This window comes from Corynebacterium sp. HMSC076G08, assembly GCF_001811515.1.
Lineage (GTDB): Bacteria > Actinomycetota > Actinomycetes > Mycobacteriales > Mycobacteriaceae > Corynebacterium > Corynebacterium hiratae.
This window is the reverse complement of record NZ_KV805063.1, coordinates 31,176-57,975: the sequence shown is the minus strand read 5'-3', so window position 1 is coordinate 57,975 and position 26,800 is coordinate 31,176. Positions and strand designations below refer to the sequence as shown.

Sequence of the window (26,800 nt, the reverse complement as noted above, 5' to 3'; positions counted from 1 at the left end):
AGGATTAAGGATTGCCGCCTCGATACACCAATTAGATCCAGTGCCCTCACATCAATGCTTATGGAGAAAACCTTTTAAGTGGTGCGCTTGACATATCCCATCCGCGGGCGGAAGCCCTGCGGGTGCTTCATCTGCGCCACGGCGTCCCCGATGATCATGCGGTGGCGGGCGCTGACAGACGTCGGCATCTGCGCCACCGAAAACCACTGCGCGGCCAGGTTCTCTTCGTCGGAGATAACCGGCTCCGCATCGTCCAGCACGGAGACCCGGATGGAGGTATCCATGTAAAGACACTTATCCCCATTGGGGCAGACTACTGGGCCAACCTGGCCCACGCCGAGGAGCGCTTCGATGCGTCCATCGAGGCCCACTTCCTCCTTGACCTCGCGCAGCGCGGTCGTCGTAATCTCCTCCCCCGGCTCGCAGATACCGGAGATGGGAGCCCACGTGCCATTATCGGCACGCTGGGCAAGCAGCACCGAGGGCAACTCCCAGATAGCGGAACCCGTGGGCACGGCCCGCACGATAACCGCGGTCACGCTGGGAAGGAAGAGCTGCTCGTGACCGATTTTCTCACGCAGAGACACAATGAAATCAGGAGTCGGCATGGGTTAAGCCTAGCACCTAAACCCGCTCCAGAATCTCCGGCAGGAGTTCCTCGATCTTGGCGGCAGGTGTAAACGACATCTGTGCTTCCGAACCATCCGCGCACCCCTCACTGCTGGCTGCAGCATCAGTGGTGCCCGAGAGAACCCCTACGATCACGTCCTCATAAGGGCTGCCCTGCGCGCCATACACCGGGGCTCCTGAATCGCCATGTGTGGAGCACACCTGGGCGCGCGCCGCGACGGTCTCCACCGTGCGGTCATCAAACTGGAGTTTGCCCTGCCCCTCACGATGTGTCAGCGGGCCGCAGGTCTCACCGGTGATGCGGCCCAGCTTGCAGACGCTGTCAGGCAACATGTGTTCATCCGCCGCGACGACGGTAGTGGGCATGTCCCGCGGGACATAAAACTCAGCCTCCCTGGTGATTTCCACCAAAGCGAAATCCAGCTGGTGCGTCTTCGGCGCGCTGAGATCGGAGTAGATAATGGTGCCGACGGGCTCTGCCGGGTAGACAAATTCACCGTCGGCAGCGCCTGCCCACACGGTATCCCCCGGCTCACCGCAATGGGAAGCGGTGACGGCGATGGTGCGGGCGTCGTCAAGCACGAAGCTCCACGCCACCGTGCACAGGTTGAAGTCAAAGGCTTCGCCGGGCACGGGCTGCGTGGTCGAAATATCCAACGCCGCGCCCGGTGGCACCGGGGAGGCATCCTGCGAATGCACCTGCGGCTCAGCTGGCACCACGGTGGAGTAGACAGCTGAGCTGGAGGCTGCCTTCTGTACGGGTCCGGCTCCCATCGGCACGGTGCACCCGGCCAGCGCCAACCCCGCTGCGCTCAGTGCCCCAAGGAGGCGCCGGCTAGTCTTCCTTCGCGGATGCAGCCTCACCCGAGTCCGCCTTATTCTCCTTATTTTCCTTCTCCATCTCAGCGACCTGCTTCATGTCGCGGATGAACTTCTCCGGATCAAACTCGGTGAAATACTCCGGGCCTGAGAATTGTTCCTGTCCCATTGTCTTAAACCTCCGTGCTCTTGATGTACTGCGTGATGTAGTCCTTCACCGCCGCCGCATCATTGGGCAGATCCGTCACATGGCGCTCGGCGTCCAAGATGCCGGCGAAACGCTCCGGCACCTCCGGCTCGCTGCCGATGGCCTCCTTGATGGTCTCCGCAAACTTCACCGGCAGGGCGGTCTCTAGGCAGATGATGGGGGTGTCGACCCCATATTCTTCCTGTACCGCGCGGGCGACCTTGATGCCGTCCGCGGTGTGCGGATCCACCAGCACGTCGTAGCGCTCGTGGACATCCTTAATGGTGGCGAGGCGATCCGCGTGGGTGGAGGAACCGGACAGGAAACCGTACTCCGCGTGGGCGGCGTCAAGTGCCTGCTTCTCGACGTTAAAGCCGCCTTCCTTCACCTTCGTCCCGAACAGCTCCTTGATCTGTGCGGCATCGCGGCCTAGCAGATCGAAGGCGAAGCGCTCGAAGTTGGAGGCGCGGGAAATATCCATCGACGGCGAGGAGGTCTTGTGGGTTTGCTCCGAGGAGCGCGGGCGGTAGTTGCCGGTGCGGAAGAACTCATCGAGCACGTCGTTTTCATTGGTTGCCACAATGAGGCGGTCGATGGGCAGCCCCATCTGGCGAGCGATGTGGCCGGCGCAGATATCGCCGAAGTTGCCGGTCGGCACGCTGAAGGAGACCTTTTCGGTGTTTTCCGTAGTGACCTTGAGGTAGCAGTTGATGTAGTACACCACCTGCGCCATGAGGCGGGCCCAGTTAATGGAGTTCACCGCACCGATGCGGTTCTCGGCCTTAAAGTTGGCGTCGGCCGATACCGCCTTAACCACGTCCTGGCAATCATCAAAGACGCCATCGAGGGCGATATTGCAGATATTCGGGTCATCCAGCCCGAACATCTGAGCCTGCTGGAATGGCGTCATGCGCCCAGCCGGGGTCAGCATGAAGACGCGGATGCCCTTGCGCCCGCGCATGGCGTACTCCGCCGAGGAACCGGTGTCACCCGAGGTAGCACCCAGAATGTTGAGGGTTTCGCCGCGGCGGGCCAGCTCGTATTCGAAGAGTTCGCCCAACATCTGCATGGCCATGTCCTTGAAGGCGGCCGTTGGCCCCTCAGAGAGGTGGCCAATGTAGAGGCCCTCCCCCAGTTCGCTGACGGGGACGATCTCCTCGTGGTCAAACTTGGGGTAGGTGTAGGCGCGCTGGGCAATTCCTTCGAGGTCTTCTGCGGGAATATCATCCACAAAAAGCTTGAGCACTTCCGCAGCCAAGGCCGCGTAGCCACCCTCCGCCAGGGTCTGGCGCCAGTTAGTCATGGTGGCGTCATCGATGCGGGGGTAAGTTTCCGGCAGGTAAAGGCCTCCATCAGGGGCCAGACCTCCGAGGAGGATATCCGTAAAGGAGGCGGGCTGGCGGTCGGTATCGCGGGTCGAAATGTACTTCACCCCCTGCATCTTAGTTGGTGACGCGTAAAGTATCAGCCATGTCGGTTCCTCATCCTCGCAATGTAATTACCACTAAGGCTCTCTCCGTGTGGGTAGCTGCGGTGTTGGTCTACATCGTGGCAATTACCGGCCGCACATCTTTTGGCGTAGCGGGGCTTGAGGCCATTGATCGCTTCGAGGTCGATGCCTCGCGCATTGCTGTTTTCACCTCTGTACAACTGGGAATTTATTCACTGGCGCAGATCCCGACGGGCATGCTCATCGATAAGTTCGGCCCGCGGCGCCTGCTAGTCATTGGTTCCATCATCATGGGCGTGGGCCAGGTGAGCCTCGGTTTCACCAGCAATTATTGGGTAGCCATTGCCGCCCGTCTGCTCATCGGCGCGGGTGATGCCACCGCCTTCTTGTCGGTGATGCGCATCCTGCCTTACTGGTTCCCGCTGCACCGCACCCCCATGTTCACGCAGGTCACCTCCTCCCTGGGACAGCTGGGTCAGTTTATCTCTGCCCTACCTTTTGCCATGCTTCTGGGCTGGGGCGGATGGACCTTGGCCTTCGTTACCTTGGGCGCGGTGGGCATTCTCATCGCTGTCGCCGCCGCGGTGGCAGTTGCTGATTCCCCGGAAACGCTCGGAATCGTAAAGAAGCCGAAGGAAAAGCCGAACGCGCAGCCAGAGAGCATGGGCGCACTGCTCTCCCAGGTTTTCCGTTCGCCCGTGGCCTGGCAGGCATTCTTCATTCACTGGGTCGGTCTTGCCGCCACCAACGTGTTTGTCATGCTGTGGGGCATGCCCATGATGACGGCGGGCATGGGATTTTCCAAGACCAGCGCCGGTTGGGCCCTGACGTGGTTTACCGTGTGCATGGTGCTGGTAGGCCCCCTGCACGGCAGGTTATCGTCCAGGGCCAGAGGTTTCCGCCCCTGGCTCGCCTTAGGATTTGTGGCTGTGCATTGCACGGTGTGGGTCCTGTTCTTCCTCTTCGGCGGCAGCTACCTCTCACTGATCATCCTCATCAGCGTGGTGTCCTTGTGCACACCGGTGGCAAATTATGGATTCGACATTGTCCGCGAAAACCTCGACCGTAAGGTGGTCGCCACAGCAACGGGCCTGGGCAACATGGGCGGCTTCCTGGCCACAGTCATCGGCGCCCAGCTGGTCGGCGTAGTACTGGACCACTTGGGCAATGGGCCGGATTATCCGTTCTCTGATTTCCAGCTTGCCGCTTGGGCAGTCTTCGGTGTGTGGTGCATCGGCATAGCAGGTGTCCTCATCACGCACGTCCTGCGCAGCCGGGGCGAGGAGGACGGCCCGCACGCCAAAATCATCCAGGTGAGTTAGTACAAGGCTGGGCTACTGGAGGGACAGGGCGCTCAACGAAGCCTCAAGGGGCACCCCGTTGGCCACTTCGAAGACGCCCAGCCCGCCGCCGATGGGAACGAGGATGGCGATGCTCACTCCCACTGCGGTCCTGAGAAGCTCGCGCAGTTTTCGTCGTTTCTCCACTTCAACGCACCAACCTTTATCGTTTCGTTATCTGTGCGTGTGAGCTTAAGAGCCATGGCTGCAAGGCAAATCCTCGTTGACTGCGCATCTCCTGCCAGTCCCTGTGACTTCAGTGCCAGCGTTGCCAGCGGGGCCTATTCAGCCGGGGTCGACTCCACGAAGATCGGCCCCTCCACCGGGGCGACGATGCCAGCGTCGAAGGCAGAAAGCGCCCCCTTGGCCTCTTCCTTGGTGATGGCGCCCGCCTCAACGGCCTTGTCCAGATCGGCTTCGAGGACCTGGCGGGACCTGTACCTATCCGACGCCACTGAAAGCAGGCCACGCGGGACCGATTCCGACGGGATCCCCAGCGCCTCCGCCAGGGCCACGATACGGTCATTTTCGGTGGGGTCGAGGTGGGCATTCACCGACTGATCCTGCGGCACGCCACCATTGACGACCTGCTCCACCGTCAGTGCTCCCTCCGGTACGTGATTCCTCTCCGTGACCCACCAGCCTGCGCCGACGACGGTGATGACGGCCGCCACCACGAGGACCCATACGGCGATGATCTGCTTGGACTTCACGGGCATAATTCTAGGCTTCCCTATAGCTCATCGGATTAATCCACGCTCGGCCCAAACGTCCCAAAGGAAGTCCCGTGCGGAGGGTGCGGTGGATCAAGGCGCTCAGAGAGGGCATCGATGATGGAACGGATGGTGGACTCCGCTGCGGAGCGGTCAAGGTTGGTGCGACGTGGCGTATCAGGTTTCGAAACGTCGGGGCGGACGCGGGGCTTGGCGACGTCCACGTGCATCACCGTCCCCTCCACGCTCAGCGCGGCTGCGGGATCACACCCAGCAGCGCGGGCCGCGGCAAGGAAGGCTTCAAGGTCCGCGAGGGTGGCATCGTTCAGGTCGAGGGATAGGTTGAGGCTCATAGTGTGCTCCTTTGAAGGCTGGGACGGTAACTGCTGCCCAGGCTATCGGCTTAGCACCGGTATGAACAGGGCACGGCACCAAGATCAGGGATAGATCCGGGTAGGCTCAGGGTCCGGCTAAGGGGGTAGGACAGCAGCTCTTAGTCGTGCTCGAAGGATTCCGCCTCCCCCCAGAACACCTCATCGACCACCTTGCGGGCGTGGCGGGTGATCTTGAGGTAATGGTCGAGAAAATCCTGGTTATGTTCGGGATCCCACCCTGCAGCGCCAGCCACCTGCGCCAGCTGCGGCCCCGGTGCCGGCAGCTGGTCCACGCGCTTGCCGCGAACCAATACCAAAGCGTTTCGGGCATCGGTGGCCAAGAGCCAAGCCTCCCGCAGCTCCTGTACCTGGTGCACGGGTATGACTTCATTGTCTTCGAGGGCATCGAGGACGCGCAGCGTCGACGGCTCATGCAGCGCCGGTACCTCGTGGGCATGCATCATTTGGAGCAGTTGGACGGTCCATTCGATATCCGTCAACCCACCGCGCCCCAGCTTGGTATGGGTATTGCGGTCCGCGCCGCGCGGTAGGCGCTCATTGTCAACGCGCGCCTTCATGCGACGAATGTCACGAATGGTCTTCTCGCTCACGCCCTTCGGCGGGTAACGGAAAGCATCCACCATGGTGAGGAAACGCTGGCCAACGTCCTCATCACCCGCCACAAAGGCAGCGCGGAGTAGTGCTTGCATCTCCCACGGCTCGCCCCACTGCGAGTAGTAGCGCTCATAGGACTCAATGGAGCGCGCGACCGCTCCCGAGCGCCCCTCAGGCCGCAAACCAAGGTCTACGTCCAAGGGCGGATCTCCGGACGGTTTTGCCAGACGGCGACGCAGCTTCTCAATGATGCCGATGGCCCACGGCAGCGCCTCCTCTTCCGGGTTGCCTGCGACTGGCTCCGCTACCACGATGACATCGGCGTCCGAGCCAAAACCCAGCTCCATCCCGCCGAGCCGCCCCATGCCGATCACGGCGATGCGAGCCGGTGGTTCGTCATCGTCGTTCTCCAGCCGCCACGCCCTGACCTCGGCGCGGAGCGCTGCCTCCAACACCGCATTCCAGATGGTGGACAGCTCGTAACAGACTTGCTGAACCGGCAGGAATCCCAGCAGATCCGCTGCGGCAATTCGTGCTAACTCCGCGCGGCGAAGAGACCGCGCGACCGAGACAGCCTTGTCCGGGTCCGCATGGCGCTTGGTGGAATTGACCAAGGCGGAAGACACTTGTTCGGGTTTGGTTTCTAGGAGCTTGGGCCCGGCCGCGCCGTCGGAGAGCTGTTTGACGACGTCTGGCGCCCGAATGATGAGCTCCGACGTAAACGGCGAGGTGCCCAGAATTTTCATGAGGCGTTGGCCGACGACGCCTTCGTCGCGAAGCATGCGCAGGAACCAGGTACGGTCGTAGGCTGCTTCCGAAAGCTTGCGGTAGTTCAACAAGCCCATGTCTGGATCCGCGGTGTTCGAGAGCCACTCCATCAACGTGGGCAGCAAGATGGCCTGGATGCGGGCCTTGCGCGACTGGCCCGCGGCCAAAGAAGCGAGATGCTCGAAGGCTCTATCCGGATGGCGATAGCCCAGCGCCGCCAGCTGCAGGAGGGCCGCCTCGCGCGACAGCTTGAGCTCGTCCGCTGACATCGATGCCACGGAATTGAGCAGCGGGCGGTAGAACAAGCGCGAGTGGAGCTCAGAGATAAGCAAGCGAATCTTCCGAAGGTGGGCGTTCATCCGATCCGCTGCCGACTGGTGGCCCTGCGGATGGAAACCCGAGTTGATGGCCAGCCACTCGAGCGCCTTGTGGTCATCCTTCGCCGGCAACGTATGTGTTCGGCGGAAGCGCTCCACTTGGAGGCGGTGCTCCAGCAGACGCAGAAACTCGTAGGCTTCAATGAGCTGGGTGCCATCCTCGCGCCCTACATACCCGGCGCGCACAAGTGCGGCGAGCGCATCGACCGTCGCGAGCGTGCGCAACGAATCATCCGAGCGACCATGCACCAACTGCAGCAATTGGACTGCGAACTCTACATCGCGCAGGCCCCCCTCCCCGAGTTTGAGCTCTCGAAGGCGCATCTCTTCTGGGACGTTCTCGAGCACGCGGCGGCGCATAGCCTGTACGTCTTCAACAAAGGACTCCCGTTGCGAGGCAGTCCACACCATGGGCCCGATCTGGCTCACGTAGTCCTTGCCTAGGGGCAGGTAGCCGGTCTGCGGTCGCGCCTTCAGTTGTGCCTGGAACTCCCAGGTCTCCGCCCACCGCTTGTAGTAGGCCACGTGCGAATCCAGGGTCCGAACGAGAGCGCCGGACTTTCCTTCCGGCCGCAGGTTGGCGTCGACCTCGAAGAAGCAGGCCGAGCCGATTCGATTGAACTCCGATGCTAGGCGCGTAACCTTCGGCGTCGCCTCCGAGCCCACGAAGATAACGTCCACGTCGGAGATATAGTTCAACTCCCCCGCGCCACACTTGCCCATCGCGATAACTGCCAGCTGCGCATCGAGGGGCTCATCGCCATAGACCACACGGACCGCACCTGCGAGTGCGGCCGTCAAGGCGGCATCTGCGAGAGCCGTCGTCAGCCTGGTGACTTCACGAAACCCCACTCGTGGTTGCGGCCGCGACTGCCCCTTGCGGGAGTGAAAGGTACCGGCGAGGTCATGCGCGGCGATGCGCATCATCAGCGTCCGGTATGCCACCTTGAGCGATGCTTTGTGGTCACCAGGGGATGCTCGGTAGGTGCCGGGCGATGTCAGCTCGGGGTTCGCCGTGTCTGGGCGGTCCGGTTGCTCAGCGTACGTCGCCGGTTCCGCCCCCACCTCGTCCAATAATGTGTTCAGCATTTCCGTTGGGGTAGGCAACGGGCGCTGCAGTTCTTTCCAGGTCTCCGGGTGGGCGGCGAGGTGATCACCGAACGCCGAGGATCCGCCCAATAGGGCGAGCAGCCGAACTCGAAGGGTCTCGTCTTCACGCATCGCTGGCCCAATCTCGGGCGCTCCCTCGAAGATTCTCATCAAGGTGTTGAGGGCCATGTCGGGATCGCCGGTTCCGGCCAGTGTCCACAGCAGCTCCAGGGATTCCGGATTATCCCACTCGAGACGGGAAAGATCCTCCGCAGCAGTTGGCCGGGTAAGGCCAAGAGTCGCCGGGGACGGTACTGACGCTGGACGCATGCTACTCCTAGAAGTTCAGGTTGTTACGCAATTCGAATGCGGTGATCTGTTGCTGGTACTCATGCCACTCGTCCCACTTTGCGCGTAGGAAGTACTCAAAGACGTGCTCGCCGAGGACCTCTGCCATGAATTCGGAGCGCTCAAACTCTCGGAGTGCTTGGTCCAAGCTGCTGGGCAGGTCCTTGTACCCCATCGCACGGCGCTCACGGCGGGTCAGCTGATGGACATTGTCCTCGGCCGGATCACCGAGCTCATAGCCTTCCCTGATACCGCGCAATCCGGCGGCCAGGAGAACCGCATATCCCAGGTAGGGGTTCATCGCCGAATCTAGAGAGCGAATCTCTACCCGTCGCGACATTTCTTTGGACAGGCGGTAAGTCGGTACTCGGACGAGGGCCGAGCGGTTAGACACGCCCCAGGTCACCGACCCCGGGGCTTCGCTACCAAACATCAGGCGCTTGTAAGAGTTGGTCCACTGGTTGGTGATCGCCGTCATTTCCACTGCATGCTCAAGAATGCCGGCGATGAACTGCCGTCCCGTACTAGAGAGGGAAATCTCATCGTCGGGGTCGTGGAAGGCGTTGGAATCACCTTCAAACAGGCTGAGGTGGGTGTGCATTCCCGATCCCGAGCGGTCTTCGAAAGGCTTGGGCATGAATGTGGCATGCACGCCCTGCTGGGAAGCCACCTCCTTGATGAGGTAGCGGAACGTCATGATGTGGTCTGCCATGGACAGCACATCAGCATGGCGCAAGTCGATCTCCTGCTGCCCGGGTGAGGTTTCATGGTGACTGAATTCCGTAGCGATGCCCATGGATTCCAGCGCATACATCGACCGGCGGCGAAAACTCGGGGCGTTATCGTGGGTGGCTTGGTCGAAGTAACCGCCGTTGTCGGTGGCAATGAGGTTGTTGATATCGCGCGCATCCTCAAGGAGATAAAACTCGATCTCCGGTGAGGCCTTACACGTGAACCCTTCATTGGCCGCCTCTGTGACCTGCCGGCGCAGGATGTGGCGCGGATCCACTAGAGAAGGGTGCCCATCGGGCTGGGTGATATCGCAGAACATGCGCGCTGACAACAGCTCTGGTTCTTCTTTATCGAAGGGCATGATCTGGAACGTTGAGGGATCCGGCATGGCGATAGTATCGGCCTCTGAGATACGGGAGAATCCCTCCACCGAGGAGCCATCGAAGCCAACACCTTCCTCGAAGGCAGATTCCAATTCGGAGGGGCTCATCACCACAGATTTCAACGCCCCTAGGATGTCAGTGAACCAAAGGCGAATGAAGCGGATATCGCGTTCTTCAACTGTACGAAGGACGAATTCGTGTTGGCTGTTCATGCTTTAAACCCTACCGCCGCGCGCTGAAGCCGCGGCTGGGCGTTTGCTCTTTTGCCCCCGCAGCGTCATCTATCACCCCAGTTGGCAAGAGTATCTCGGGGGCAAATTTTTTCGACCTTCCGAGCCCTTGTCGCTGCCACATGCTTGAATGGCTCCATATCCAAACTGATGTACGAACAAAGATAGGAATGTGATTTCCATGAGTACCAACCACGCAACACTGAGCGAGCAAGGACTCAACCTCATTATCCAGGCGGCCCAGAGAGGATGGTCCCCTAAGGATCTTCTTCACGTCGTGGGCGACTTTTGCCACCCGCTCATTTATCGTGCCGCCGGTCAGGTACCCGCGCAGATTAGTTCCACTGCGTTGCGCAAGGAGTGGTTGAGCTTGACTCCGCCTGCTTCGATGACCATGTCCACCGATGAACTGACACGGCTCATCGAAGCAACCATGTTGCTTCCGATACTTCGTGACGTTGACGTGCTCGTGCCTGAGAGAAATAGCTCCCAGTCAGCGCATGGCAGCAAGGAGGATAAAATCCGCACCAAAATCTCCCACCTTCTGCGGAAGGCCGAATCCACTCCCTACGAGGAGGAAGCCAATGCGCTCATTGCCAAGGCACAAAGCCTGCAGCAACGACATCGGCTCGATGGCACGCTCGATGCTTCGCCCAGTTCCGTGGTTTCCACGCGCCTTCACATCAGCGCCCCCTACATCAACCACAAGACCACTCTCCTCAGCGTCATCGCGGATCGAAATGGATGCACTGTACTGAAGCTTCACCCCAAAGGGATCATCACAGTCTTCGGCGCTAGAGAGGACGTCCACCATGTCACCGACCTCTTCGCTTCGCTTCTTCGGCAGTGTGAGTGGCACCTGCACCACGGAGAACACGCGAAAAGCGCACGCCAACTCGGCAATGTTGCAGCTTTCCGCCGAAGCTTCATTTTGTCCTATGCCACCCGAATCGGTCAGCTCTTAGATAAGGCAAACACCACGCTGGGGCCACAAAGTACAGACGCGACAGCTTCCACAACACGCAATCCGGGGGTTGGGCATGATGCAGTAGTCCTTGCCCAACAATCTTTATCAGCGGTGGAAGATCGCCGACGAAGCGCGGAAGCGGTAGTAGATCAGCTCTTTCCCAACGCCCGCACCATATCTTTAGCTATGGGGAGCCGAGCAGGCGTGTCCGCCGGGGCATCCGCTGCAGAAAAGTCTCATTTGAGTGGTGACTCCTCAGGGCTGCCAGGACGTGCCCAACTCACTCGTTAGGGCGGACTCAAAGGCTGGCACAAGTGCTCTAATGACTAGGTAAACTAGATGGATGTGTAGAGGTTTTGTGCCTCCTCTTTAAATTTTCGCTCCCCGACGAAGGTGTGTACATGTCTCCGAAGACGTTCCTTGAAATCGAAGCCAAGTTCGCCGTGGATGAAGCCACGCCGGCGCCCGATCTCACCAGCCTCGACGAAGTTGCCCGAGTAGCAGAAACCCGCCACCAATCATTGTCGGCGATCTATTACGACACGGAGGACCTTCGCCTTACTCACGCCAAGATCACGCTGCGCCGTCGTACCGGCGGCAACGATGACGGTTGGCACATCAAGATCCCCGGTGCCGAGGGCCGCACCGAAATTCGCGCCGAACTCGGCGAACCAATTGATGGCAAGTACGAGGTTCCAGCCGAGCTTCTCCACCAGGTTCGCTCAGTGATCCGCAATCATCCGCTGGAGCCCATTGCGCAGGTCGACAACAACCGCACCGAATTGCTCCTTGTCAACGCCGATGACCAGCCGGTCGCTGAGTTCTGTGATGACCATGTCACTGCCTTCTCCTTCCTTCCGGGTGGCTCCCAGAGCTCGTGGCGTGAGTGGGAAGTCGAGCTCGCTGGGGAGCTCCCCGGTTCCAAGGAAGGCAGCGCTCTACTGCGGCACGCTACTTCCCTATTGATTAGCTCTGGCGCTCGGGTTTCTTCCTCGCCATCCAAGTTGAAGTCGGCGTTGGGTGAATCCATCAACAATGTCGAACTTCCCCCGTCGCTTGCCACGTCCAACGTGGAGCCGGGCTCACCCGCGGCAGCGGTTGTGGACGCATTGAAAGCCAACCGGGACAAGCTCGTCGAATATGATCCACGGGTTCGCCGCGATGAGTGGGATTCAGTTCACCAGATGCGCGTGGCCACCCGTGAACTGCGCAGCCACCTGCAGACCTTCCACGGCATTGTGGTGGGCCCCGAAATCGAGCGCATTGAGTCAGATCTGAAGGAACTTGCGGCCATGCTGGGCGTCGCCCGTGATGCCGAGGTCGTGGAAGAACGTTGGCAGAACCTCCTCGCGTCCGAGGATTCCGATGTCCTCGATGAAGCTACCCGCGAGCACATTGCTCACGACATGGGCCGCGCCTACCGCCGCGCGCATCGCCGAGTCATCGCCGCGCTCGATTCCGACCAATACTTGGCTCTGCTCGATGCATTGGATGCCTTCCTCTCCGACCCGCCGGTTGCCGGTGAGGACACGCCCGTTGACGCCGACAACACCTCTGCCAGCAGCGAAACGGAAGACCCTGCGGTCGTCGCTTCGGCGTCCGCTGAACCCACTGAAGAACAAGAGTCAGCAAAGGACCGCGAGCCGAAGCACGCCAAGCCTGATGAGGACGAAGAACCCCACGATCTTGATACGGTGATGGCCCTGCACCTCAAGCAGGCTTATGACAAGCTGGTCAAGCGCCACAAGAAGGCAGTCTCCAACTGGGATAATACCGAGCTGACGCTGCACGAACGTGAAGAGTACTTCCACGATATGCGCAAGGCGGCAAAGAAACTGCGCTATGCAGCGGAAGCAGCTGGTTCCGCAACTTCGTTGAAGACGAAGAACCTCTACAAGGCCTGCAAGCAGATGCAGTCAGTCCTGGGAGACTTCCAGGATTCGGTGACCTCTCGCGACAAGCTGCTCGAATTGGCAGAGACCGCACGCCGCCGAGGCGAGGACACCTTTGGCTATGGTCTGCTCTACCAGCGTGAGCGCGCCATCGGTGTGGAAGCGCTCAATGCCTACTCGGAGAGCTTCAAAACCATCAAGTCTGCGTTCAAGCCGCTGCGCAAGAAGCTGCGCTAATTCCTCCCCCTGGGAGCGCTGCAGCGCCCGGCAGGCAGAACAGACATTTCAACGGCCCACTCCGTCGCGTTTCTCGCGAGGGGTGGGCCGTTGGCTTTGAGTTACCACCCCTCAATGGGGCGTCCTGCAGGACCTTAGTAATCGTCCTCAGCAGCGTCCTCGGCATCAGCCGCAGCAGTGCGGGCTTGCGCGATTTCGATGGCGCGCTCGGCTTCCTCGCGGGAATCATAAGGGCCCATGCGATTCTCCCAGCCAGACACCTTGCCCTGGGTCACCTCACCGGTGGACGGGTCGTAGAACCACTTGTTATCAGCCTCGGCCATTGTTTTCTCCATTCTTTCAGGCGCTCGATCAGTGCACCCCACACTACAGACCGCCCATCGACTTCGCCCGTTAGAATAGATAGGTCACCTACCTCCTGCCCCGTTTACAGGCAGGATCTCGCCACCAGCAAAGGAGAACCTTCCCGATGCCCCTGTGGACTGCCCCTTCGACCCCGGCCGTCGACCGCGTTCGCGCCGCGCACAGCGACAACATCGGCGCCGAGCCGGCGCATGTCGCCAGCGCCCCAGCCACCTGGGCACTCATCGGCGAGCACATTGACCACTACGGCGGCATCACCATCATGGGCCTGGCTGATCTCCGCGCAGCGGTAGCCGTAAGCCCTCGCAGCGATGGCATCGTCAACGTTCGCCTCGAGCACACCAACGGCGAGACCGTTGAGGACCAGATTTCGCTAGAGAAAGTCTCCTCCCTCGCCGCGGAGCAGCAGCCCGGCGTCGATTCCGAAGGCCAGCCCATCGAGCCCCCAGCGCCCGAGGGCGCCATCGCAGCGCGCCTAGGCGGCATCATCTACACCATGATCAACCGCCAGCTCCTCACCCGCGAGACCGCCGGTGCCGACATCACCGCGGTCAACGATATCCCAGATTCGGCCGGGCTCGGAGCCGCCGCAGCCATTGATATCGCGACCGCTTTGGCCTTGCTCGGCGGCGCGGACGATCCCCACGATGCTCCTCTTCGCGCCCGGATCGCAGAGGTATGCTCCCAAGCTGTCGGCACCTTTGCCCGCTTCCCTGTGCTGCGGGCCCGCCACTCCGCCGCACTGCGTGGCGCGGGTGACTCCATCACCATCATCGACTACGCTGACGGTTCCGTCACCCAGGCACCGCACGTGGTCAACAAGGACATCGCAGCTTTTGCCCTCGCCGTCCCCGGTGACTTCGATTCCGCTGAGGCTGTTGCCGAAATCCGCGCCCGCGAGCGTTTCATTGACGCCGCCTGCCGCGCCTTCGGCACTGCATCGCTGCGCCTCCTGCCGGATGCGCCCCAGCGTGTCCTCGAGTGGCTCGCCGCCGTCCACAAGGTGCACGGCCCCGAAAACCAGCCCACCATCGACCAAGCCACAGCATGGCTCACTTTCTACTCGGAAGAAACCGAGCGAGCCGAGAGAATTGCCCGCGCCTTGCGCTCACGCCGCGGCACCGAGCTCTTCCCGCTGCTGACCCAATCGCAGTCGGCCTTGGCCACGGTCTATGGCTTCAACTCTGCGGAAAAACTCGCACAACTGGCCACCGCTCGTGGCGCCGTCGCCGCGCGCTCCGCCCACGCCGGGACTTCGACCGCGGTTATTGCCTACGTCCCAAGCACCAAGGCCCCGAACTTCGCGGCCGACCTCGCCGAGGACGGCCTGCTTGTCGTCCCCCTATCGGCCGGTGCCCCCGCCATTACCGAGGACTAGTCCGCCGGCCACGCAAAGAGCACGTCGCGCTCGGCAACATCGGCCTTCACCAGCGAGACGGTGGTCTCACTGCCGGTGGGTGGTTGCCCCACGGCCATTCCAATCACCGGCGGATCCAGCACGACGAGGCGCGCTTTCTCGCGCTTTTCTCCGCCGTCGACAACCACGGCCTCAAAGTTGGTTCCTACCCACGGCTCCAAAACCGTAGCCTCCGTAAGGTTGAGACACGCCTTATCCACTTGGGAAGCCAGCTGCGAGGTCGAACGCATCGTGGAAATGACATCCCCGGCGCGCTCGCGTACCCACTCCGGCACCTCATAGCCACCGCTCAGCGCCAAGCACACCTCCGTGGCAAAGCGGTCGATGAGGCGGCGCAGCGGGGCGGTCACGTGTGCATAGTATCCGCCGATCCCCGCATGCACATCCGCTTCACCGTCCTCCAGCCACACATAGTCTGCCCCTCGCAAAAGACGCTGGGCCTCGCGCATCACCGCCATGCCACGCGGTGAATCCGCGTCCACGGAATGGAGAAATTCCGAGATGCTGCTCTCCCCCAACTCAAAGCCCAGGGCCTCCGCTTCCGAGCGAAAAGTTGCCTCGGCCTCCGGGGTGGCCGCCGATAGGGTGCGCAGGAAACCAACTCCATGCTCTTCCATCAATCGGCCCGCGCACATTCCGGTGAGCAAGGAAATCTCCGAGTTATAGTCCATCACCTCATAGCGCGGCTCCATCACCAGCTCGTAGTGCCCCTTCTCCGCATCATTCGTCTCGGATACGCGCTGCGAGGGAAGGCGCAGGTTGATCGCCTCGCGGCGCAGCGAGGAAGCCTGGCGCAGCTTGCCCACCTCCGGCAGCAGGGCGATAGAGGAATGCAGCGTACCATTCTCCAGGTCCGCATGGGCCTGGTCGTAATCCAGCCGGGCGCGGCTGCGCACGAGTGCGCGCTCCACCGAGAAGTCCTCCACCTCACCCGCGGTGTCGAGGTCGAAGGTCCAGAGGACGGCGGGGCGGTCGACGTCGGCAAGCAGCGAGGCCCTGTCCTCAGACAGCTCCGCCGGGTGTAACCGCGCCGGCTCATCGGGTAGGTAGATGGTTTGCCCGCGCGTGAGGGATTCGGTCTCCAGCTCGGAGCCCGGTTCGATGAAGGCGGCGACATCGGCAATGGCATAGAGGACGCGGTAGCCGCCATCGCGGGCCTCGATAAAGACGGCCTGGTCCAAGTCCATGGAGCCGGCCGGATCAATAGTCACCAGCGGGATGTCGCGGGCATCGCGGCGCTGCTCGGCGTAACGATCCTGCGCGGACGCGGCCTGCGCGGTGACTTCTCCTGGGAAGTCGGTGGGAACGGAGAATTCCTCGGCGATGGGGCGAAAGTCCAGGGGCGCGGCATACAGCTTCATGCCGTCCCATTGTTCCAAAAAATAAAGATATGGGCGCGAATGAGCCAACCTATAAGCCGGATTCTGTGCCGCGCACCAAGGCGCGGTGGTAAACATCCATCCAGGCCAACCGTTGCCAGTTGGCTCAAGCAGCTACCTTCAGGCTTCGACGAGCAGCCTACTAACGCCTGATCGGGCCCGCTTTCCAGCGGGCCGTGATGCCTTGCTCCCAGTGGGGTTTACCCAGCCACCGCCATCGCTGACGGTGCTGGTGCGCTCTTACCGCACCCTTTCACCCTTACCGCTTACCCCACGCCGCGCCGGAGCGAAGCGTAGGGCGCGGCGGTCTACTTTCTGTTGCACTTTCCCGCGGGTCACCCCGGGTTGCTGTTAGCAACCACCGTGCTCTGTGGAGTCCGGACTTTCCTCGGCCCGCGCCTAGCCCCAGGAAGAGGCCGGTTCGACGGAACGCGTTTACCCGGTCGGCTCATTCGCGCCTGTTAGTTTATCGCAGCGCGCCCAGATGCCCCACATCGTTAAATCGGTGCAGGGTGCTACCGCCATCGAAGAATTCAACCTCACTCACAGAAGCCAGCTCTAAGAAGAGGTGGTTGGGGGTCTGCGGTCCAGAGTCGAGCGCTTGGCGCACGAAGGACTTGATGGGGTTGACGTGGGAGACCACGAGCACGGTTTGCCCCGCATAGCGCTGCTGCAGCTGGCGGCGCGCGGCGCTGACGCGGCGGTGCACCGCGCGCAGGGACTCCCCGCCCGGGCAGGCCACGGACGTATCCTTCAGCCAGCGCGCGTGGAGCTCGGGGTCGGCGGCGTCGGCCTCGGCAAAGGTCTTGCCTTCCCAGCGCCCGAAGTCCACTTCGATGAGGGCCTCGACGGTCTCCACCCGCAGGTCCCGGCCCTCCACCACGGCCGCGGCCGTTTGCTGGCAGCGGCGCAGTGGCGAGCACACCACGGCATCGATGTGGGTATCCATCAGCGCTTGCGCGGCGGCGAGCGCTTGCTTCTTGCCTAGCTCGGTGAGCTCGGGGTTCGCCCGCCCGGAGTACTGCTTGGCTGCGGACATCGCTGTCTGACCGTGGCGCAGCAGGATGAAGCGGGTGGCCGGGCCACACTCAGGGCGCCAGTCGGCCGCGGTCGATGACGCCGCGCTTGGCGACGCCTCCCCCGCCTCCCCGCCGGGTTCTACACCGCCCGCCGCATCGACAGCAGCGTCGGCTTCAGCGGCGTCGCCGGCACCCATATCGAGGATGCCCACGGGCTCGCCCTTCGCGGCGGCATCCATGGCCACGTTGGAGAGCTCATCGGCCACCGAGTTCTTGGCGCGCGGGACCCACTCGAGGCTGAAGCGCGGAATCTGGTTGAGAAGGCGGCGCGCCTCGATGGCGAGCTTCTGCATGTCCGGGTGCTTGATCTTCCAGCGCCCGTTCATCTGCTCCACCACGAGCTTGGAGTCCATATAGAACTCCACCTCGTCCGCGCCCAGCTCCACCGCGGCCTCGAGGCCGCGCAGCAGGCCGTGGTATTCGGCCACGTTATTAGTGGACTTCTGCCCCACGACGTAGGCGATTTCCCTGAGCAGCTGCGAGCGGTCCTCGTTGTAGACTGCCGTGCCCGAACCGGCTATCCCGGGGTTGCCGCGGGAGCCGCCGTCAGCGAAGATGACTAGCTTCATGAGGCCGGGCGTACCAGGTAGGAGCCGCAGTCGCTGCACTGCGGGACCTCGTCGGCCGCCGCGTTGCGCACCGCGTTCTGCTCGGCCGGCGGCAGCACGATGAAGCAGCCGCCGCAACCGCGCCCGGTGAAGGCCGCCGCACCCACACCGTTTTCTTCGCGCACGGTCTCGTACTCCGCCACGATGTCCGCGGGCAGCTGCTCGCGCAGCTCGCCGATGCGCACCTGCGGATCCGGTCGGTTCGCCGCGGCCTCCTGGGCGGCTTCGGCCGCGCGCTTGAGCACTTCGAGCTTGCGCTCGGAATCGGAGACCTTCGCGCCGTGGACATCCAGGTTGGCGCGCAGTGCGTGAATTTCGTTGTGGGCTTCCTGCAGCTCGCTCATGAGATCCGCGATGCGGGACTTAGCCGCATAGAGATCGTGCTCCAGATCCTTGCGAGTCTCCGGGTCGGTCGCGGCACCGAGCTGGGCCTTATCGTCGCGCTCGCGCTGGCGCAGCTTGCGCTCGTCGGCCTGGATGCGCAGGATCTCCATCTCCATATCGTCGACGGCGAGCTGGGCGGAGCCGGAGGCGTCGAGAAGCCGGGCGTGTGCGGCCTGTGCCTTCTCGTATTCCTCTTGCTCCGGGATGGTGGGGGTTCCACCGTGCGCCTGGGAGCGCTCGAGGGTCGCCAGCTCCAGCAAGATGCTCTGCAGATCCTGTGACAGTTTCATTTAGTTCTCCTTATGCGCAGAAATCGTCCATGGGTCGGTGCGGACATCGATGATCTCGGTGTTCACGCGCAATGCGTTCTCCACAATATCGCGCGCCTGGGTGGTCCAGGGAAACTCGCTGGCCCAGTGAGCGGTATCGACCACGGCTGGACCTTCAGGATGGGCCAGGTGCGCAGCGCGCAGATGTTCATCTACCGGGTGGTGGCGCAGATCGGAGGTGACGTAGACGTCCACGCCGAGCGCTGCTGCCTGGTCCAGGAAGGAGTCACCCGAGCCACTGGAGACGGCCACGCGCTTCACCACGCGCTCCGGATCACCGGCCGCGCGCACTCCCCATTCGGTTTCTGGGAGGGCATCGGCCACGCGCTGGGTGAATTCCCGCAGCGTCATGGGTTGCTCAAGCTCGCCCACGCGCCCCAGGCCCAGCGCCTCGTCGAGGTTCTCGTAGGGCTCGACAGGGACGATGGGGCGGCCGGGCGTGATGCCGACGAGTTCGGCCAGCTTGTCGTTGACACCCGGGCGCGCCTTATCCGCGTTGGTGTGCGCTGCCAGGAGGGCCACACCGTTGCGGATAAGAGTGTGAATGACCTTGCCCTTCGGGGTATCCGCCGCCACCGAGGTCACCCCGCGAAGCAGCAGCGGGTGATGCACCACGAGCATCTGCGCGCCGAGCTCCACGGCCTTATCTGCCACCTCCTGGGTGCAGTCCAACGCGAAGGCCACGGTGCGCACCTCGTCCGCGGGGTCACCGCACACCAGGCCGACTGCATCCCACGACTCAGCGAGCTGCGGCGGGTAGGCCTCGTGGATAACGCGGCGAATCTCGCCGACGGTCGTGTGTTCTGCCATCTCGTTTGCTCCTTATACGGCTTCAGGTTTCACGTCAGTCGCGTCGCTGCTATATCCTAGCTTTCGTTCGTCAGCGCACCCCTCTAGCTTAAGGAGCCTTTGCATGACGCCTCCGGAGAACGACAACCAGCTCCACATCGTCTTCGTGTGCACGGGCAATATTTGCCGCTCACCAATGGCGGAAATCATTACCCGTGATGCCATGGAGACCGACATGCTCGATCTCCTCGCCCGCGTGGACTCCTGCGGCCTCGGCGGCTGGCACGTGGGCCAGGGCGCTGATGAGCGCGCTGTGGCTGAGCTGCGCCGCGGCGGGCACGATGGCGCTGGCCACCAGGCCGCCCAGCTGGGTCCGGAGCACATGGACGCGGACCTGTTCGTGGCCATGGATACCGGCCACCGCGATGCCCTTATCGAGCGCGGCATCCCGAAGGACAAGGTGCGCCTCATGCGCAGTTTCGACCCGAATTCTCCGGAGGACGCCATCGTGGAGGATCCGTTCTACGGCACGGAGGAGGACTTCGCCCGTACCCGCGAAGAGATCGACGCCGCCGTTCCAGGTCTGCTCGAGTGGATTAAGACGAACCACGGCTAGATAATCTTTTGCGGCTACTAGACTGATCATCATGCTCAAGACATTCCTCAAGCCTGGGTGGGTGCTCTTTCTCATCTTCATCGTCGCCTTTTCCTATTTGTCTTTCACGGTGCTCGCACCGTGGCAGCTGAATAAAGACGACCAGATTGTGGAGCGCAACCACCTCATTGAGGAGGCCTATGACTCCGACCCCCAGCCGGTCACCGAGGTCTTTTCCACCGATGGCTCCCTGCGCAAGGAGTGGGAACGCGCGGAGCTGACCGGCCACTACCTTCCGGAGGATGAGGTGCTCTTGCGCCTGCGCCCGGTGGAGTCCGCTCCGGGCTTCCAGTCGCTGGTTCCCTTTGAGACCGACTCCGGCGAGACTTTCCTGGTCAACCGCGGCTGGGTACCCACGGATGAGGGCAATTCCGTTCCCCACATCGATCCGGCCCCCTCGGAGAGGGTGACCATCGTGGGCATGGCGCGCTACAACGAGCGCGAGCACACCTCCGCCCCCATTGAGGAGCAGGGCTACACGCAGGTCTACTCCATCAATACGGAGCAGATCGCAGAGCTTGTCGACGTCCCCCTCGCCCACGACTACCTCCAACTCTCCCCCGAGCAGCCAGGTGAGCTGCATGCGCTGCCGGTTCCAAAGTTAGACCGCGGCAACCACTTGTCCTATGGCTACCAGTGGATTGCCTTCGGCGTGATGGCACCATTGGGCTTTGCGTATTTCGTGTGGTCCGAGATCCGGGAGCGCCGCCGCGCCCGCGATGAGGATGCTCTGATTGCTGAGGCCACTGCGGCCGCCACCGGCGCCGGTTCCCCCGATGCGGCCGCGGACGTCGATAGCTCCGAGCAAGCGGAGCCTGCGGGCGAGCGCCCCGAAGCCACGGCGTCTTCTGTCCAGCCTTCGACGCCTGCGGCCGGAACGCAGCCTTCGCGCCGCTCCCGCTCGCGCTATGGCTCCGCCAAGCCGGACTTCTATGAGAAGATCCGCGAGCGCGGTCAGGAGCGCTACTAGCCTCGCCCCCAAAGGGGACGATCATGAACGCGATTGCGTGGACGCGAGAAGCGACCGAAACCGAGATTTCCGACAGTATACTTGAAGCCGCTGGCTGCACCGCTGAGAACTGCATTCCCAACTGGGACGAAGACATGCCAGAAGCAGTGTCGCCAATCAACGGTAGTGAAGAAGAATGTCTCCGAATCGGCAAGCAGGCAAACGGACTCTACTGTGTCAGGATCTTCTCCATGAGATTCTATCCAGGGCACTGCCAAGGCATCTATGGTGACGAATATCGCAAAGAAAACGTCGCACTCAACCGGATCAATCTCCGCGAGTGGCCAGGCGAACACTAAGACAAACGGTGCCCACCTTATGTTGGTGGGCACCGTAAATTCATCGCCATAAGCTAAACGCAATCACAAACGGGACAGAACATGACCGCAGCAATCTTTCTCCAGACGCTACTAAATATGGGTCAATGCGGATACCGATGCACCTTCCTGTGCTCGAACCAGGCCCAAATCAAAGAAGCCAAGAACAACAGTGGCGTAACCCACGCCAGACGATGCCACCAATGTGCTCCAAAGTATGATTCATCAGCACTTAGTCCTGCTAGATAATTGATTACAAGCGTTGCGATGAACAGCACTACAACGACAGTAACGCTCGACCAGTAGGCTGCGCTTTTCTGTTTACGCGTCAATGCCATCCTCCTCAATACATGTTTGCTGTTTTAGCGCGGGTTTGTGTGGTTAATCGTCTCCCTCACCCGGATTACATCGTTCGGCTATTGTTCTAGGAAGTCCAACATCAGGGCGCCAATCCTCCAAGTTCCAACTAGGCTTAACTCGGGCGACTTGAGATAGCGGGTGACACACAAACTGGTTGTGGAGGCTTCCAGTATCCGCAACCCCCTTGGATTTTGCTTCATTCCAACCTGCAGTTTCAGGGATTGGTGACCGCATTGCCCTTCCCAAGACCGTAGGAAAGACCTTGTATCGCGTACCTTCGGGCTGTTTTACAATGTCCACACGGTCGATTAGGGACAGTCCAAAAGCAGCCCTGATTGGTTCATCATTACTTTCGGCGGCTGCACGCTCCGCAACTTGGTTGGAGGGAAGATCAACGACCGTCACCACAGTGTCTTCGACCTCAAATTCAAGGCCAGCTGGTGCGACTGCGTAGAGCCCCACTTCACCGCCAGGTTTTACTACTTCAAGGAAGTTGGAATCGCCCAGCAGGTTTACTTTGGTTCCGGCTGGCCCCTCAATGCGAAAGCTATCCCCCGCCTTCAGTTGCGCCTCTGTTTCGCCACCACTGGAATCGGTGTTAGCTCCAATCACTGACACATCGCTCCCCTCTACGGGAACGTATTTGTTTACCTCATCTGCGGAAGCCTGCACTGAAAATGTCGAACTCAGTGCAAACAATGCCGTGGCGCTCACGCACGTCAGCCCCTTTTTTAACATGATGACCTCTTTTCCAGATTTCCAAGATGCCCGGCTCGTCACCGGCTTACCTCAAACCTACGGCTAATGAAAAATGTAGTCAATAACTATTTGCTAACAATGATCATTCATCTGCATAAACATCATCTACATAAACACTGGTCACGCTTTTGTGACCTAATTCATTTTCGTAAGCATTAGTTCCACTTGTACATGGAGCACCGTTACGCATCCGTACATTCGTAGAGGGGAGTGGATATCGAATTGGGGCGAGTGGCAGCCTTTTGAGGTATACCCAACCGAACACTCCACGGGCATTGCCGGCCAAATCATCGGCTACGCCCGCGTCAGCACTACCGACCAAAACCCCGAACGCCAACACACCCAACTCAAAGCAGCCGGAGCAGTCCGCATCTACACCGACCATCAAAGCGGCCCTCAACCCCTAGAGCACCGGCCTCCGAGCACGACGAAACCCCTCTCCGACTTAACGGAAAGGGGTTTCATTTGGTGCGGCCTGAGGGGATCGAACCCCCGACCTACTGGGTGTAAACCAGTTGCTCTTCCAGCTGAGCTAAAGCCGCAGTACACTTGGTGCGCTCGAACAAGACTAGCCCATGGGCACCCGCAGCAACAAATCGGGGTGTAATTCGCCGCTGCGAATGCCGCGTGAGCAGGTATATCCTGCGGTAGCCCTTAAGGCTTCTTGGTGTAGCCGCGGGCTACAAGGCAGGAACCCTGCCACTCGCCGAGGCGCTCAGCCTTGGTCTGCACCAGACCGGCCAGCTGTGCGGATTCGGAGATCTCACCGGGCTCGAGGTTGCCCGGCTTTCCAGCGCCTGGGGTCAGCAGCCAGATACGGCCGGAATCACCCAGGGGACGGGTGGCATCGACCAGCCCATCGACCAAATCGCCGTCCTCCGCGCGCCACCACAGCAGCACGAGGTCACACAGCTCGTCGGTCTCCTCATCGAGGAAATCCTCCCCCAACACGTCCTCGATGGACTCAGAAATCGTGGAGTCACAGTCCTCGTCCCAGCCAAGCTCCAGAGCAATCTGTCCCTCTTCGATGCCGAGCTTGGCTGCAAATCCCGTCACTCGCTGAGTTCCTTCCGATGAAGTAGTTGATGTCATGCAGAGTATTTTAACGTCTACGGTGCACTTTTTCGCGTCGAACCTCCCCCTATCTTCACCAGCGGTGGACATTTTCCCCCATGAAACCACCCCTGAGGGCCTCCAAATGCCCCTCCTTGAATGCGGCGCGTATCCTAGGAGCAGATCTTTGTACTACGAACCAGGAGGATTTAATGGCCGACTTGGACGCCCACAACGGTGACTCCAACTTCCCCATCGTTCGCGATGGCGTGGCAGCATACCTGCATGACTCCGACCCAGAGGAAACCCGCGAGTGGATGGACTCCCTCGACGGTCTGCTGGACTCGTCCGATCCGGAGCGCGCCCGCTACCTCATGCTGCGTCTCCTTGAGCGCGCTACCGCTAAGCGCGTGCCGTTGCCGTCCCTGACGTCCTCGGATTTTGTCAACACCATCCCGACCTCCCTCGAGCCGGAGTTCCCGGGCGATGAGGAACTGGAGAAGCGCTACCGCCGCTGGATCCGCTGGAACGCGGCCATCATGGTGCACCGCGCACAGCGTCCGGGCATTGGCGTCGGTGGACACATTTCCACGTACGCAGGTGCTGCCCCGCTGTATGAGGTGGGCCTGAACCACTTCTTCAAAGGCAAGGATGATCCCTCCGGCGGTGACCAGGTCTTCTTCCAGGGCCACGCGTCACCGGGTGTCTACGCACGTGCCTTCATGGAGGGCCGCCTCACCGAGGAAGACCTCGACGGTTTCCGCCAGGAGCACTCGCGCGGTGAGGGCAAGGGCCTGCCGTCCTACCCGCATCCGCGCCTGATGCCGGACTTCTGGGAATTCCCCACCGTGTCCATGGGCCTTGGCCCCATTAACGCTATCTACCAGGCACGCTTCAATAAGTACCTGGAGACCCGCGGCATCAAGGACACCTCCAAGCAGCATGTCTGGGCCTTCCTCGGCGACGGCGAGATGGATGAGCCGGAGTCCCGTGGTCTGCTGCAGATGGCTTCCCTCTATGAGCTGGATAACCTGACCTTCGTGGTGAACTGTAACCTGCAGCGTCTCGATGGTCCGGTGCGCGGTAACACCCAGATCATTCAGGAGCTGGAGTCCTTCTTCCGCGGTGCCGGCTGGTCCGTCATCAAGATTGTCTGGGGCCGCGGCTGGGACAAGCTGCTGGAAGCCGACAAGGACGGCGCCCTGGTCAACATCATGAACACCACGTCTGATGGTGACTACCAGACCTTCAAGGCTAACGACGGCGCCTACGTGCGCGAGCACTTCTTCGGCCGCGATGAGCGCACGCTCAAGCTGGTGGAGGACATGTCCGATGATGAGATTTGGGCACTGCGCCGCGGTGGCCACGACTACCGCAAGATCTACGCCGCATACGACAAGGCGTTGAGCTACGCGGGCACCGGCCGCCCGACGGTCATCCTGGCCCACACCATTAAGGGCTACGGCTTGGGCCACAACTTCGAGGGCCGCAACGCTACCCACCAGATGAAGAAGCTGACGCTGGAGGATCTCAAGCTCTTCCGCGATAAGCAGGGCATCCCGATCAGCGACGAGCAGCTCGAGGCCGATCCGTACCTGCCGCCGTACTACCACCCGGGCAAGGATGCTCCGGAGATCAAGTACATGCTGGAGCGTCGTAAAGAGCTGGGCGGCTTCCTGCCGGAACGTCGTGAGAACTTCGAGACGCTGACCACCCCGGATCTGTCCAAGCTGCGCTCGGTCCGCAAGGGTTCCGGCAAGCAGGACGTCGCCACCACCATGGCGCTGGTGCGTACCTTCAAGGAGCTCATGCGCGACAAGGAGCTGGGCAAGCGCGTCGTGCCGATCATTCCGGATGAGGCCCGCACCTTCGGTATGGACTCTTGGTTCCCGACTCTCAAGATCTGGAACCCGCGTGGCCAGAACTACGTTCCGGTGGACCACGACCTCATGCTCTCCTACCGCGAGGCCACGGATGGTCAGATTCTGCACGAGGGCATTTCCGAGGCCGGTGCCGCAGCCTCCTTCACCGCGGCTGCTACCTCCTACGCCACCCAGGGCGAGGCGATGATTCCGCTGTACATCTTCTACTCGATGTTCGGTTTCCAGCGCACCGGCGATGCCTTCTGGGCTGCTGCCGACCAGCTGGGCCGCGGCTTCATCATCGGTGCGACCGCCGGCCGCACCACCCTGACCGGTGAGGGCCTGCAGCACATGGACGGCCACTCCCCGATCTTGGCGTCGACCAACCCGGCCGTGGAGGTCTACGACCCGGCCTTCGGCTACGAGATCGCTCACCTGGTTCCGCGCGGTATTGAGCGCATGTACGGCGAGGACAACGAGCCGATCATGTACTACATCACCGTGTACAACGAGCCGGTCAAGCAGCCTGCTGAGCCGGAGAACCTCGACGTCGAGGGCCTGCACAAGGGCATCTACCACTACAACACCGCCGAGTCCGGCTCCATCCCAGCCAACATCCTGGCCTCCGGTGTGGGCATGTACGAGGCCCTGCGCGCCCAGGAGATCCTGGCTGAGGACTTCGATGTCAAGGCTTCGCTGTTCTCCGTCACCTCGTGGGTCAACCTGGCTCGCGACGGCGCCGCCCGTAACCAGGAGGCACTGCGCAAGGGCACGGAGCCGACCGAGGCTTTCGCTACCTCCCAGCTCAAGGGCTTCGAGGGGCCGTTCGTCGGTGTCTCCGACTTCGCTACGGACCTGCAGGAGCAGATTCGCCCCTACGTCCCGGGCGACTACATCGTCCTGGGCGCAGATGGCTTCGGATTCTCCGATACCCGCGAAGGCGCTCGCCGCTACTTCAACATCGACGCCGAGTCCATCGTCGTCGCCGTCCTCGAGGGCCTGGCCCGCGAGGACAAGGTGGAGCGCAGCACCGTGGAGAAGGCAGCTCGCGAGCTGAAGCTCGACGACCCGACCGCCACCATCTCTACGTCCTCCGACGAGGACTAAGGCTTAGGGCTTAACAGCCCCAAGCCCTCCAGCCCCTTCTGCCCCACCTCGGGCAGGAGGGGCATTCTTCTTACCTAAACCGAGGGGCGGCAACTGTCGTTGTTGCCAAAGTTCTGGCCAGATCTTGAGGCTCTATCTTTGGCAGAACGGGTAGTTCGACCACCGCGCGGGGCTCAGCC

24 protein-coding genes, 1 tRNA gene, 1 other RNA gene and 1 pseudogene are annotated in these 26,800 nt (G+C 61.6%); 9 read left to right on the top strand and 18 right to left on the bottom strand.

All coding sequences use genetic code 11. The features are described 5' to 3' along the window. Positions 1–74: 74 nt before the first annotated feature. From HMPREF2806_RS08665 to thrC, 4 genes are all read right to left on the bottom strand, one after another. The gene (locus tag HMPREF2806_RS08665) at positions 75–608 is read right to left on the bottom strand and encodes an NUDIX hydrolase (protein ID WP_070517383.1); all 534 of its coding nucleotides are present in this window, start codon (positions 606–608) and stop codon (positions 75–77) included. A gap of 16 nt (positions 609–624) precedes the next feature. Beyond that, the gene (locus HMPREF2806_RS08660) at positions 625–1,404 is read right to left on the bottom strand and encodes a trypsin-like serine protease (RefSeq protein WP_232745386.1); all 780 of its coding nucleotides are present in this window, start codon (positions 1,402–1,404) and stop codon (positions 625–627) included. Positions 1,405–1,465: 61 nt separating this feature from the next. Beyond that, positions 1,466–1,618 carry a hypothetical protein gene (locus HMPREF2806_RS13625; RefSeq protein WP_168163144.1) on the bottom strand — a complete coding sequence of 51 codons (153 nt, stop codon included), beginning with the start codon at positions 1,616–1,618 and terminating at the stop codon, positions 1,466–1,468. Positions 1,619–1,622: 4 nt separating this feature from the next. After that, entirely contained in the window at positions 1,623–3,068 is a 1,446-nt protein-coding gene (thrC, locus tag HMPREF2806_RS08655; protein ID WP_070517381.1) for a threonine synthase, read from the bottom strand. 38 nt (positions 3,069–3,106) lie between these two features. Between thrC and HMPREF2806_RS08650 the strand changes: the two genes are divergently transcribed. Further along, on the top strand, positions 3,107–4,408 hold the full coding sequence (locus tag HMPREF2806_RS08650; RefSeq protein ID WP_070517379.1) for an MFS transporter: 1,302 nt from the start codon (positions 3,107–3,109) through the stop codon (positions 4,406–4,408). Between the two features lie 12 nt (positions 4,409–4,420). Here HMPREF2806_RS08650 and HMPREF2806_RS13620 read toward each other — a convergent pair whose 3' ends face one another. The 5 genes from HMPREF2806_RS13620 to HMPREF2806_RS08630 all read right to left on the bottom strand — a co-directional run bounded on the left by HMPREF2806_RS13620 (position 4,421) and on the right by HMPREF2806_RS08630 (position 10,037). Then, positions 4,421–4,573: a hypothetical protein gene (locus tag HMPREF2806_RS13620; RefSeq protein ID WP_158395987.1), complete on the bottom strand. Its 153-nt coding sequence runs from the start codon at positions 4,571–4,573 to the stop codon at positions 4,421–4,423. A 134-nt stretch (positions 4,574–4,707) separates the two neighbouring features. After that, positions 4,708–5,145, bottom strand: a complete 438-nt coding sequence (locus HMPREF2806_RS08645; protein ID WP_070517377.1) for a hypothetical protein — start codon at positions 5,143–5,145, stop codon at positions 4,708–4,710. A 29-nt stretch (positions 5,146–5,174) separates the two neighbouring features. After that, positions 5,175–5,492, bottom strand: a complete 318-nt coding sequence (locus HMPREF2806_RS08640) for a hypothetical protein (protein ID WP_049154535.1) — start codon at positions 5,490–5,492, stop codon at positions 5,175–5,177. A 140-nt stretch (positions 5,493–5,632) separates the two neighbouring features. Then, on the bottom strand, positions 5,633–8,692 hold the full coding sequence (locus HMPREF2806_RS08635) for a bifunctional [glutamine synthetase] adenylyltransferase/[glutamine synthetase]-adenylyl-L-tyrosine phosphorylase (RefSeq protein ID WP_070517375.1): 3,060 nt from the start codon (positions 8,690–8,692) through the stop codon (positions 5,633–5,635). 7 nt (positions 8,693–8,699) lie between these two features. Then, the gene (locus HMPREF2806_RS08630; protein WP_046647739.1) at positions 8,700–10,037 is read right to left on the bottom strand and encodes a glutamine synthetase family protein; all 1,338 of its coding nucleotides are present in this window, start codon (positions 10,035–10,037) and stop codon (positions 8,700–8,702) included. 388 nt (positions 10,038–10,425) lie between these two features. Between HMPREF2806_RS08630 and HMPREF2806_RS13155 the strand changes: the two genes are divergently transcribed. Both HMPREF2806_RS13155 and HMPREF2806_RS08620 read left to right on the top strand, forming a co-directional pair. Beyond that, on the top strand, positions 10,426–11,313 hold the full coding sequence (locus HMPREF2806_RS13155) for a DUF2786 domain-containing protein (protein WP_232745383.1): 888 nt from the start codon (positions 10,426–10,428) through the stop codon (positions 11,311–11,313). A 110-nt stretch (positions 11,314–11,423) separates the two neighbouring features. Beyond that, positions 11,424–13,151, top strand: a complete 1,728-nt coding sequence (locus HMPREF2806_RS08620) for a CYTH and CHAD domain-containing protein (RefSeq protein WP_070517372.1) — start codon at positions 11,424–11,426, stop codon at positions 13,149–13,151. A gap of 134 nt (positions 13,152–13,285) precedes the next feature. Here the strand turns inward: HMPREF2806_RS08620 and HMPREF2806_RS08615 are convergent, their stop codons facing one another. Beyond that, positions 13,286–13,474, bottom strand: a complete 189-nt coding sequence (locus HMPREF2806_RS08615; RefSeq protein ID WP_046647736.1) for a hypothetical protein — start codon at positions 13,472–13,474, stop codon at positions 13,286–13,288. A gap of 146 nt (positions 13,475–13,620) precedes the next feature. Between HMPREF2806_RS08615 and HMPREF2806_RS08610 the strand changes: the two genes are divergently transcribed. After that, complete coding sequence (locus HMPREF2806_RS08610) at positions 13,621–14,892, top strand: galactokinase family protein (RefSeq protein ID WP_070517371.1); 1,272 nt, start codon at positions 13,621–13,623, stop codon at positions 14,890–14,892. Here the strand turns inward: HMPREF2806_RS08610 and HMPREF2806_RS08605 are convergent. The 5 genes from HMPREF2806_RS08605 to HMPREF2806_RS08585 all read right to left on the bottom strand — a co-directional run bounded on the left by HMPREF2806_RS08605 (position 14,889) and on the right by HMPREF2806_RS08585 (position 19,520). After that, positions 14,889–16,292: an RNB domain-containing ribonuclease gene (locus HMPREF2806_RS08605; RefSeq protein WP_070517370.1), complete on the bottom strand. Its 1,404-nt coding sequence runs from the start codon at positions 16,290–16,292 to the stop codon at positions 14,889–14,891. The two genes, HMPREF2806_RS08610 and HMPREF2806_RS08605, sit on opposite strands and share 4 nt — an antisense overlap. Before the next feature lie 36 nt (positions 16,293–16,328). Next, positions 16,329–16,761, bottom strand: an RNA gene (gene rnpB, locus HMPREF2806_RS08600) — RNase P RNA component class A. A gap of 15 nt (positions 16,762–16,776) precedes the next feature. Beyond that, positions 16,777–17,958: a bifunctional RNase H/acid phosphatase gene (locus tag HMPREF2806_RS08595; protein WP_070517369.1), complete on the bottom strand. Its 1,182-nt coding sequence runs from the start codon at positions 17,956–17,958 to the stop codon at positions 16,777–16,779. Then, entirely contained in the window at positions 17,955–18,671 is a 717-nt protein-coding gene (locus HMPREF2806_RS08590) for a zinc ribbon domain-containing protein (RefSeq protein ID WP_049156859.1), read from the bottom strand. Before HMPREF2806_RS08590 ends, HMPREF2806_RS08595 begins: the two co-directional genes overlap by 4 nt. After that, on the bottom strand, positions 18,672–19,520 hold the full coding sequence (locus HMPREF2806_RS08585; RefSeq protein WP_070510034.1) for a Nif3-like dinuclear metal center hexameric protein: 849 nt from the start codon (positions 19,518–19,520) through the stop codon (positions 18,672–18,674). 103 nt (positions 19,521–19,623) lie between these two features. Between HMPREF2806_RS08585 and HMPREF2806_RS08580 the strand changes: the two genes are divergently transcribed. The 3 genes from HMPREF2806_RS08580 to HMPREF2806_RS08570 are packed head-to-tail and all read left to right on the top strand — an operon-like array spanning position 19,624 to position 21,462. Next, positions 19,624–20,115, top strand: a complete 492-nt coding sequence (locus HMPREF2806_RS08580; RefSeq protein ID WP_046647730.1) for a low molecular weight protein-tyrosine-phosphatase — start codon at positions 19,624–19,626, stop codon at positions 20,113–20,115. A 31-nt stretch (positions 20,116–20,146) separates the two neighbouring features. Further along, the gene (locus HMPREF2806_RS08575; RefSeq protein WP_070517367.1) at positions 20,147–21,124 is read left to right on the top strand and encodes an SURF1 family cytochrome oxidase biogenesis protein; all 978 of its coding nucleotides are present in this window, start codon (positions 20,147–20,149) and stop codon (positions 21,122–21,124) included. 23 nt (positions 21,125–21,147) lie between these two features. Further along, positions 21,148–21,462, top strand: a complete 315-nt coding sequence (locus HMPREF2806_RS08570; RefSeq protein ID WP_070517366.1) for a hypothetical protein — start codon at positions 21,148–21,150, stop codon at positions 21,460–21,462. Positions 21,463–21,861: 399 nt separating this feature from the next. On the opposite strand, the gene HMPREF2806_RS13150 is transcribed toward HMPREF2806_RS08570, so the two are convergent. Continuing rightward, complete coding sequence (locus HMPREF2806_RS13150) at positions 21,862–22,554, bottom strand: DUF2599 domain-containing protein (RefSeq protein ID WP_158013216.1); 693 nt, start codon at positions 22,552–22,554, stop codon at positions 21,862–21,864. A gap of 187 nt (positions 22,555–22,741) precedes the next feature. On the opposite strand from HMPREF2806_RS13150, the pseudogene HMPREF2806_RS14050 reads away from it, so the two are divergent. Continuing rightward, a pseudogene (locus tag HMPREF2806_RS14050) lies at positions 22,742–22,987 on the top strand (recombinase family protein); the annotation flags it as partial. A gap of 78 nt (positions 22,988–23,065) precedes the next feature. Here the strand turns inward: HMPREF2806_RS14050 and HMPREF2806_RS08565 are convergent. Together HMPREF2806_RS08565 and HMPREF2806_RS08560 are read right to left on the bottom strand one after the other, a co-directional pair. After that, positions 23,066–23,141: transfer RNA gene (locus tag HMPREF2806_RS08565), tRNA-Val, on the bottom strand. 112 nt (positions 23,142–23,253) lie between these two features. Further along, complete coding sequence (locus HMPREF2806_RS08560) at positions 23,254–23,691, bottom strand: DUF3052 domain-containing protein (RefSeq protein WP_070517365.1); 438 nt, start codon at positions 23,689–23,691, stop codon at positions 23,254–23,256. Positions 23,692–23,864: 173 nt separating this feature from the next. Between HMPREF2806_RS08560 and aceE the strand changes: the two genes are divergently transcribed. Further along, positions 23,865–26,621, top strand: a complete 2,757-nt coding sequence (gene aceE / locus HMPREF2806_RS08555; protein WP_070517362.1) for a pyruvate dehydrogenase (acetyl-transferring), homodimeric type — start codon at positions 23,865–23,867, stop codon at positions 26,619–26,621. The last annotated feature ends 179 nt before the right edge of the window (positions 26,622–26,800 follow it).